The organism is Bacillus sp. FJAT-29790, from assembly GCF_019039215.1.
Taxonomy (GTDB): Bacteria; Bacillota; Bacilli; order Bacillales; family Cytobacillaceae; genus Cytobacillus.
In genome coordinates this window covers 503,997-512,983 of the sequence record NZ_JAHNZZ010000001.1, presented here as the reverse complement: position 1 = coordinate 512,983, position 8,987 = coordinate 503,997, and the positions used below count along the sequence as shown (strand labels likewise).

Sequence of the window (8,987 nt, the reverse complement as noted above, 5' to 3'; positions counted from 1 at the left end):
TTAAAATAGGTTAATCTTACCTCCGACAATTATAATAAACCGGCATGAAGAATGTTTAGCTTCTTGACGAGTTGATCAGTGACTCAACCCTCTAGGTGCCTGGTGCTAGACAGTAGAAAAGCGCAAGGCCTTTTTCCCACTGGTGAAAAATGATATTCCTAATTTCTGCATGATATTATCATACCAAAAATAGTGAAAGATATCTCTATTAAGAGAATATGTATGTTTTGTTTAAATAAGAATAACGACCAAAAATCATTTGTTTACTCTAGAGTCGTTAATCTGCGATAAATCTGCATAGAGTAAAAAAACCCCCTATACATAGAGGGTCATTATAGTTATTTAAGACAGATTCATCATACTTCTAATATTTCTTTTTCTTTATCTTTAGTAACAGAATCGATTTTGCTAATTTGCTCATCAGTTAGCTTTTGAATATCGTCTGAGTATCCGCGCAAATCGTCTTCAGTAATTTCACCGTTTTTCTCCAGCTTCTTTAAATCGTCATTTGCATCACGACGGACATTGCGGATGGCTACTTTTGCTTCTTCTGATTCTTTTTTCACAAGCTTAACAAGATCTTTTCGACGTTCTTCTGTCAACTGTGGAATTGAAAGTCTAATAATATTTCCATCATTTGACGGAGTCAACCCAATATCAGATTTAAGAATCGCTTTTTCAATATCGCCAAGAATGGATTTATCATATGGCTGAATGACAAGTAAACGTGCTTCAGGAACAGATACTCCTGCTACTTGATTAACTGGTGTAGGCGTACCATAATACTCTACTGTTATTCGATCAAGCAAAGATGCATTCGCTCTTCCAGCACGAATTCCTGCTAATTCGCGAGTATATGCTTGGATTGCTTTTGTCATTTTTTCTTTCGCATTCGCAATAACTTGTTTTGGCATTATTTTTTCCCCCTTACGATTGTGCCGATCGTTTCACCCATTACGGCACGATTAATGTTTCCTTGCTCCATGATCGAAAATACAATTAATGGGATATTATTATCCATACATAAAGATGATGCTGTGGAATCCATTACAGCTAATCCTTCTTTTAACACATCTAGATATGAAAGCTCGTCATATTTTTTAGCATTTTTGTCTACAAGCGGATCAGCTGAGTATACACCATCCACATTATTTTTTGCCATCAAAATGACTTCTGCATCAATTTCAGCAGCGCGTAAAGCAGCCGTAGTATCAGTTGAAAAATACGGATTTCCTGTTCCAGCAGCAAAGATGACTACTCGTTTTTTCTCAAGGTGGCGTATTGCTTTTCTGCGAATATATGGCTCAGCTACTTGTCTCATTTCGATAGATGTCTGAACTCTTGTCTCGACACCAAGCTGCTCAAGACTATCTTGAAGTGCTAATGAGTTCATGACTGTTGCAAGCATCCCCATGTAATCTGCATTCGCTCTTTCCATTCCCATTTCTTCTCCGATTTTCCCCCGCCAGATGTTCCCGCCGCCTACAACAACAGCAACTTCTACACCTAGTTGGGCTAAATCTTTGACCTGAGCAGCTACCGATTTTATCACTGATGGATTTATTCCGAAACCTTGCTCCCCAGCTAAAGCTTCTCCACTTAACTTTAAAACAACGCGTTTGTATTTAGGGTTGCTCATAAGAACCTCCAAATCTAGTTTAGATCAAGAAAAGCGCAAGGCGCTTAGTTTTCACTTCAAGCCCCTCTTGACGATGGTGCCTGAAGCTAGACATCTAATAAAAATCTTGAAAAACAGGGAACACAATGTGTTCCCTGAAATTTAAAGCAGATAATCATTTTTGCTACATTCTGAGTTTGTATTAGAAAATTTATTTTTTAACCTGACTCATAACTTCTTCAGCAAAGTTATCTTCACGCTTTTCAATTCCTTCTCCTACTTCAAAACGCACAAACTCACGGATTTTACCGCCTTTAGATTCAACAAATTTTCCAACCTTTTGGTCAGGGTTCTTAACAAATGCTTGATCGTTCACACAAACATCTTCAAAATATTTGCTTATACGGCCTTCAACCATTTTTGCAACGATGTTTTCAGGTTTTCCTTCGTTAAGAGCTTGTTGAGTAAGTACTTGACGCTCACGCTCTACTTCATCCTGGGAAACTTCATCACGGGATACATATTTAGGGTTAAGGGCAGCAATATGCATAGCAACATCTTTAGCTGCATCTGAATCTGTTGTGCCTTCTAATACAGTTAATACGCCAATTCGTCCGCCCATATGCAAGTATGCACCAAAAGCGTCATTATCTGTTTTTGTTTTGATTGCGAAACGGCGAAGCGTAAGCTTCTCACCAATTTTAGCGATTGCAGTATTGATATGAGTTTCAACAGTCGCGCCATTTGCAATTGTTTGAGCCAAAGCTTCTTCAACTGAAGCAGGTTTATTAGCAAGTAAATGATCAGCCAATTCTTGAACAAGAACTTGGAACCCTTCGTTCTTTGCAACAAAGTCTGTTTCTGAGTTAACTTCAAGAATTACAGCTTCATTTCCTTCAGCTTTAATAGAAGTTAAACCTTCAGCAGCGATACGGTCGCCTTTTTTAGCAGCTTTAGCGATCCCTTTTTCACGTAGAAAATCAATTGCTTTTTCCATATCACCTTCTGTTTCTTGAAGTGCCTTTTTGCAATCCATCATACCCGCGCCAGTTTTTTCACGTAGTTCTTTAACCATTTGAGCAGTAATTGCCATTATGAAATCCTCCTTAAAATAAGTTATGTACTTATACCTTTATCTTTGCCTATATCGTTTACATACAAACCGAATTTGGCCAATAAATGAAACGATCATTGTATTAGTTCAGCTGATTTTCTTTAAAAAAAGGTGATAAAGGGTGCTCCCTTTAATCACCTTTTTTAATGTCCCACTCAGCAAAAGGGCTTCCGCTTTTCTAATTAAGCAGTTGTAACTTCTTCACCTTGTTTTGCTTCAAGGATTGCATCAGCCATTTTACCTGTTAATAGTTTAACAGCACGAATAGCATCATCATTTGCAGGGATAACAACATCAATTTCATCCGGATCGCAGTTTGTATCAACGATACCAACGATTGGAATGTTTAATTTATGTGCTTCTGCAACTGCAATGCGCTCTTTACGTGGATCGATGATGAATAAAGCATCAGGAATGCTCTTCATATCTTTGATTCCGCCTAAGAACTTCTCTAAGCGCTCTTGCTCTTTTTTCAATTGAACAACTTCTTTTTTAGGAAGTACTTCAAAAGTTCCGTCTTCAGACATTCTTTCGATATCTTTTAAACGAGCAATACGTTTTTGAATTGTTTCAAAGTTTGTTAGTGTACCACCTAACCAGCGTTGGTTAACATAGTACATACCTGAACGGATTGCTTCCTCTTTAACTGATTCTTGTGCTTGTTTCTTTGTACCAACAAAAAGGATTGTACCGCCGTTACCAGCAAGTTCCTTTACCCAGTTGTATGCTTCTTCAACCTTTTTAACTGTTTTTTGAAGGTCGATGATATAGATGCCGTTACGCTCAGTGAAAATAAACTTTTTCATTTTTGGGTTCCAACGGCGTGTTTGGTGTCCAAAGTGTACACCAGCTTCAAGCAATTGTTTCATAGAAATGACTGACATTGTTTTTCCTCCTAATGGTTTGTTTTCCGCCGCTCATATCATTTTCAACCGGGACTGAGTGTTTCAGCACCATCCGGCTAAATCCATAAGCGTGTGTATTAACACCATTTGTTAATATAGCATAAGTGTAGTGAACAATCAAGTTATTCCTGATGATTTTGATTGAATTTAAGCAGTAACGCAATTTCCGTTTTACCTTTATTCAGTTTTTGAGCAATTTCCTCTTCGGATAAACCTTGTTTTTTCAGGAGAAGTACTTCATTTAGAAATGATTGATTTTCAAAGCTTTCACCGGATTTATCAGGTGTAGTCATACTCATTTGACTGCTAGCACTTTCGGCTTTATCGCCATAAATTTCAAGTGGGGGCAATTCCACTTTATCGTTATTTTTTTGAGGTATCGCGCCAATTCTAGTTCTCGAAATCGAAGCGGTCACATTCCGCTTATAAGTGTGAGCGGCTTTGTTAACAGGGGCTTTTGCAATCCGATTACGAAATGGATTGTTTTGCTCAGCCTGATCTGAACTGCCGCTTTTAATCGTTTCTTTGACCTTAGCAGTAGCTGCATTGGTTTGAACCTCAAGTTTTTTCACCCGGTTTATAAAATCATCATTTTCCTCTTTCATTTGTACTAAATATGCTGAAATAACCTCTTCCATTTCAGAAATTATATTCTCTTGCTTTTTCTCTATCTGTAAAAACCGATTCTGGCGAAGAAATAATATGGTAATAGCAAAAAACGCTAAAATATTTAAACACAAACTCAATAGTAATAAAAAAGTGGTCATGTAATCCCTCTATCCACTGTAATCAATCACAATTCCTTTGTACGGGTGCTGCTCTTTTTTCTCATTCACCATTTCTGTCGATTTATCATTTCGATTCCCTTGAGATCCCGTGCCTTTATTATGGTCTTTTTCTTCTTGGGTAAGCTTTACATTCGATTTCTGTTCCTGCTTTATCACTGTTTTTCTTTTTTGTTCCTCTTCCTTTTGGGAAGCTTGAGCGGCAAAATCATTCATGTTTTGTCCTCGCTGCTGCAATTGCTCTTGAATTTTCCCCGCTTCCATTGTCCTCGGCAAAGCGATTTGCATTTCAATCAATTTCAGACTCAACGCACTCACATCCTTTTAAAGGTGGGAAGTCAGAGATAAGATTTGAAAAAACCGGCGGAATTTCCGGCTTCATTCATTTACATCCCTAGCTCTTTTTATAAATTTATAGAAATTCACAAAAAGAGCTAACAATAGATTATTATCCAAATTCAAGATGTCTAAATATTCTGACCTATGTATTTAAACAATGGGCTCAGAAGCGATTTCCCCATGAGAGAAAAAGAATTTGACATTCACATGTTTTTTCTGCAGTAGTTTTGCATATTTCCCAAAAATCAATGTCGAATTCGGGTAAATAGTATCATAAATATAAATGGAAGATACCTTCTGCAGGCATCTTTCTTCTTCTAATTCCTCTATCTTTGTATTTATTTCATTGAGTTGTTTTTGAATTAGGTTTTTGGTTGTTCTTTGTTTGAGTATCATTGATTTCTGGTTCTCTGTTAACTGACCTTTTAATTTCCCTATTTGCAATAATTTTTGTTCAATGCTTGTAATCTTTTGATCATTTTCACTTAATATCGCCTTTTCAGCATTCAGTTCTTGTTCTCTTTCAGTGAGAGCAGGATCGAAACCGGCCCGCAGCTCTGTTTTGGTAAACAAATGATTGCCCACTTCCTTTATATGGAGATCTCTGGAAGAAATTAAAACTCCACCAATGACAAGGGCTTGTCTACAATGAATTGATCCTCCTGCTTGAACATTGCTATGTAAAATGGAAGTGCCTATTAATATATCCTGCCCTGCCTGGACATTTGCTTGATTTAAATAAGCGGCCTGAATAGTACCTCCTGCTGTTACACGACCTTTATTTCCGCCAGTAACCCCACCAGAAATAAGGATATTTCCATCGGCATGTATGAATGCACCTTCAATTAGACCGCCTATTTTAATATCCCCGCCTGCTTTTATTTCGTAACCGCTCGGAACGTTGCCACTTATAATGACATTTCCAATAAAGTCAATATTGCCCGTTTTCAAATCCAAATCCCCTTTTACTTCAAAGACAGGATTAACTGAAATCATCTTGTTTGTCAAACTTAATTGTCCATCTGATACGGAATAATAATGTGTTCCATTTAGGATAACATTTTTTCCTGGACGAATATGAACGGGCTTCCCGTTTTTTGCCGGTACTATTCTCCCGGATACATCTGTTCCAGGCGTTCCTGGGGTAGGGGGGATGATGGAAGCAAGAATTTGACCACTCTTGACGGATGGTATTTCCATGACATTTCGAAAATTAAATTTTTCTCTTGTTTGATTTTTATCATTTTTTACTTCATTCAGCAAGTACCCATCTACCCCATCTCTGGGCAGGATTCCTTCGGCAATTGTAGCCGGATAGCTGATTGACATTGGATTATCGCAAAGATCTCTTAAAAGGTCCGATTTTAAGCCAAAAGTAACATTTTTTTTAGTGAGGAAATCATTTAATTCGTCACTTGAAATAGAAAAATCTTTCTCTTCGTTTTCTATCAATTCTATTTTTGCCGATAATCGATTTTGGGCAATAGTGATACGATAATACTTTTCCACTTAGGCCACCTCTTTCCGATTGAAATCATTTTTGCTAATGACCAAAACCTTATGAGAAGAATTTTCGATTTAAACTACTTTTTCTAAAGCATGTCTTAATTTAAAAATCGCCTTTGAATGAATCTGAGATATTCTTGAAGTGGAAAGGCTCATTACTTGTCCAATCTCTGTGAGCGTTAACTCTTCTTTATAAAATAAGCTAATGACTAGCTGTTCTTTCTCATTTAATTGTGAAATCATTTCAACCATTTCACGAATCATTTCGTCCTTCAAGATCTTCTCTTCCGGAACTTCAGCCCGCTCATCTTTAATAATAAACGAGTGCCCATCTTTCTCATCTTGGTCATTTGATTTTTCATCAATTGAAAGGATATTAGCAAAGAAATGTTCATTTATAACTGCTTGTACCTCAGACTCGCTCATATTTAGTTCAGAGGAAATTTCCTCTATACTTGCATTTCGCATCAACCGCTGCTCTAGCTTTTCAATCGCAGCTTCAATTTTTTTAGCTTTTTCCCTCGTATTCCGCGGCAGCCAATCCTCTTTTCTTAAACCATCGAGAATCGCACCGCGAATTCGGAAGGATGCATATGTATCAAACTTCAAGTCACGATTTGGATCAAATTTTTCTAAAGCATCATATAGACCCAACATCCCAAGACTTCTCAAGTCATCCCTTATTACATTTTTCGGAAGATTTACCGATATTCGCTGAACATGATAACTGACAAGAGGCATATATTTTTTCACCAAATAATTTCCCGCTTGAGCATCACGCGAGTTGACCCAATTTTGCCAGTGTGATTGTTCCTCAGTCAATTGACTTACCATGGCCACCCTCCTCAAACGTCTTAATCATAATGATAGCAAAAAACCTAAGTTATTTATACACTAGAGTAGTGAACACTTTTAAAAAGGAAAAGCAGCTCTTCCCTTAGAAAGAAGCTGATTCTTTTTCCTTTCACTATCCCTTAATGTATGAGGTGCTCTTTCATCCTCTAGATTTCCTGAACACCCTTGTTAACTGTGCGGATATTCAATGTACATGTTTGTGGGTTGAACTCAATCGTTCTTCCGCTGTTTCCGCCAACATCCTCTGCTACAATCGCAATCTTTAATGCAGCAAGCTCCGATTTTACAGCGTCGACATTTCTTGGACCGATGCGCATAATATCACTCGTATTAGAGAATTGAAACATTTGAGCCCCGCCTGCAATTTTCGCCTTTAAAGAATAAGCTCTTGCTCCATTACGGATCAGCCTCGTTACGAGATCTTTCACAGCTGTATCCGCATACTTGGCAATATTTAAGGAGCCAGCCCTTGCAAGTGATGAGTCTGGAAGCATGACATGAGCAAGTCCGGCAATTTCTTTCGCCTGATCATAGACGACGACGCCTACGCATGATCCTAATCCGGATGTTCTGATTGAGTTCGGCGTTCTAACAATATTCATATCAGCAATTCCAACTTTAATAATTTCTCTGCATTCAATCATTGATCGGTACTCCTAAAGATTTGAAAATCGTACTAAAGGATTCGGGATCAGGCAGCAGGAAAAAATGGCCTTTTACACATTCTTTATTCATTTCCATATCCTCATTAAGAGCAGTATCGATCACTATTGCATAATCACTTACATGTGACAATTCAATTAACCCATAGCTAATTATAGCCCCAACCATATCAATACTTAGAGCTGGCACAGATGGATATAATGATAGGTTCGTAAAATCAGATAAAGAGGACAAATACGATCCTGAAAGGATATTCCCAAGCTCCTGTAAAGCAGATAGGCCCATCTCATTATAAGGTGGGGAATCAAAGCTAAAGCTTTCATCGCCTATCATTTCCTGGATAAAATTAGTTGCCTGCTGAATAGGCAGCACAAAAAACATACTTCCAGGGGCGTCACCTTCAATCCTTAAAAACACACCAGCGACGACATTTTCTGCCCCGCCAGTTATATTCATCATTTCATCGAATGAAACAATCCGGACATTAGGAACTTTCATATCAATTTTTTTATTTAGTAAGGTCGAAAGAGCTGTGGCAGCATTGCCAGCACCAATATTGCCAATTTCTTTCAATATATCAAGATGCATAGATGAAATATTCCCTATAAAATCCATCTAATTATCCTTCAATTCCCAGTTTACTTAATCGTTCCTCAGTGTTTAGAATCATCTCAAGATCAATTAGGATTAATAATCTTTTTCCTAATTTCACTACACCATTAATATATTCGGCTTCGACCGCACCGACTATTTCTGGGGGCGGTTCGATTGAGCTTGCTGGAATATCAATTACATCATTAGCTAAATCCACTATAAAGCCTACTTCCATATCATTAAACCCAACGATGATCACACGTGTATGATCTGAGTAGCTTTCTTCTTCAAGCTCAAACCTGCTCCTTAAATCGATGATCGGTGTAATTACCCCACGTAAATTGATGACCCCTTTTACAAACTTTTCTGTACGGGGCACTCTCGTAATATGCTGGACTTTCTCAATTGATCGAACTTGATTAACTGGAATCGCGTACTCTTTTTCTTTTAATTGAAACACAATTAATTTTGTATCAGCAACTAATGTATCGGTCATACCGGCTCCACTCCTCTCATAGAAAATCAGTCAACGGCCTAGCATTGGACCATTTCTTTTTTGTTCATGGCTGTTTTCGCATATATTGTTGTTTTAGCCTTCAAAGTTTGCC

General features: G+C 37.8%; 11 protein-coding genes. All 11 read right to left on the bottom strand.

Going from position 1 to position 8,987, the window contains the following annotated elements; all coding sequences use genetic code 11:
* Positions 1-356: 356 nt before the first annotated feature.
* Positions 357-914 (bottom strand): ribosome recycling factor, encoded by a 558-nt coding sequence (gene frr, locus BGM26_RS02505; RefSeq protein ID WP_217038184.1) that lies wholly within the window; start codon positions 912-914, stop codon positions 357-359.
* Entirely contained in the window at positions 914-1,639 is a 726-nt protein-coding gene (pyrH, locus tag BGM26_RS02500; protein WP_217038183.1) for a UMP kinase, read from the bottom strand. Before pyrH ends, frr begins: the two co-directional genes overlap by 1 nt.
* A 190-nt stretch (positions 1,640-1,829) precedes the next feature.
* Entirely contained in the window at positions 1,830-2,711 is an 882-nt protein-coding gene (gene tsf / locus BGM26_RS02495) for a translation elongation factor Ts (protein ID WP_217038182.1), read from the bottom strand.
* A gap of 203 nt (positions 2,712-2,914) precedes the next feature.
* The gene (gene rpsB / locus BGM26_RS02490; RefSeq protein ID WP_217038181.1) at positions 2,915-3,616 is read right to left on the bottom strand and encodes a 30S ribosomal protein S2; all 702 of its coding nucleotides are present in this window, start codon (positions 3,614-3,616) and stop codon (positions 2,915-2,917) included.
* A 143-nt stretch (positions 3,617-3,759) separates the two neighbouring features.
* Positions 3,760-4,404 (bottom strand): hypothetical protein, encoded by a 645-nt coding sequence (locus BGM26_RS02485; protein ID WP_217038180.1) that lies wholly within the window; start codon positions 4,402-4,404, stop codon positions 3,760-3,762.
* 9 nt (positions 4,405-4,413) lie between these two features.
* Positions 4,414-4,731, bottom strand: a complete 318-nt coding sequence (locus tag BGM26_RS02480) for a hypothetical protein (protein WP_217038179.1) — start codon at positions 4,729-4,731, stop codon at positions 4,414-4,416.
* Between the two features lie 180 nt (positions 4,732-4,911).
* Positions 4,912-6,270: a flagellar assembly protein A gene (locus BGM26_RS02475; protein WP_217038178.1), complete on the bottom strand. Its 1,359-nt coding sequence runs from the start codon at positions 6,268-6,270 to the stop codon at positions 4,912-4,914.
* 69 nt (positions 6,271-6,339) lie between these two features.
* Positions 6,340-7,101 carry a FliA/WhiG family RNA polymerase sigma factor gene (locus BGM26_RS02470; protein ID WP_217038177.1) on the bottom strand — a complete coding sequence of 254 codons (762 nt, stop codon included), beginning with the start codon at positions 7,099-7,101 and terminating at the stop codon, positions 6,340-6,342.
* Positions 7,102-7,268: 167 nt separating this feature from the next.
* Complete coding sequence (locus BGM26_RS02465) at positions 7,269-7,766, bottom strand: chemotaxis protein CheD (RefSeq protein ID WP_217038176.1); 498 nt, start codon at positions 7,764-7,766, stop codon at positions 7,269-7,271.
* Positions 7,759-8,400, bottom strand: coding sequence for a chemotaxis protein CheC (locus tag BGM26_RS02460; RefSeq protein WP_217038175.1), 642 nt, complete (start codon positions 8,398-8,400; stop codon positions 7,759-7,761). Before BGM26_RS02460 ends, BGM26_RS02465 begins: the two co-directional genes overlap by 8 nt.
* A gap of 4 nt (positions 8,401-8,404) precedes the next feature.
* Positions 8,405-8,875: a chemotaxis protein CheW gene (locus BGM26_RS02455; protein ID WP_217038174.1), complete on the bottom strand. Its 471-nt coding sequence runs from the start codon at positions 8,873-8,875 to the stop codon at positions 8,405-8,407.
* Between the last annotated feature and the right edge of the window lie 112 nt (positions 8,876-8,987).

Excerpts from the sequence above, each read along its gene's own strand:
- BGM26_RS02465 (WP_217038176.1), bottom strand. The coding sequence starts at position 7,766 with ATGATTGAATGCAGAGAAATTATTAAAGTTGGAATTGCTGATATGAAT.
- BGM26_RS02460 (WP_217038175.1), bottom strand. The coding sequence starts at position 8,400 with ATGGATTTTATAGGGAATATTTCATCTATGCATCTTGATATATTGAAA.
- tsf (WP_217038182.1), bottom strand. The coding sequence starts at position 2,711 with ATGGCAATTACTGCTCAAATGGTTAAAGAACTACGTGAAAAAACTGGC.
- BGM26_RS02470 (WP_217038177.1), bottom strand. The coding sequence starts at position 7,101 with ATGGTAAGTCAATTGACTGAGGAACAATCACACTGGCAAAATTGGGTC.
- frr (WP_217038184.1), bottom strand. The coding sequence starts at position 914 with ATGCCAAAACAAGTTATTGCGAATGCGAAAGAAAAAATGACAAAAGCA.
- BGM26_RS02455 (WP_217038174.1), bottom strand. The coding sequence starts at position 8,875 with ATGACCGATACATTAGTTGCTGATACAAAATTAATTGTGTTTCAATTA.
- rpsB (WP_217038181.1), bottom strand. The coding sequence starts at position 3,616 with ATGTCAGTCATTTCTATGAAACAATTGCTTGAAGCTGGTGTACACTTT.
- pyrH (WP_217038183.1), bottom strand. The coding sequence starts at position 1,639 with ATGAGCAACCCTAAATACAAACGCGTTGTTTTAAAGTTAAGTGGAGAA.
- BGM26_RS02485 (WP_217038180.1), bottom strand. The coding sequence starts at position 4,404 with ATGACCACTTTTTTATTACTATTGAGTTTGTGTTTAAATATTTTAGCG.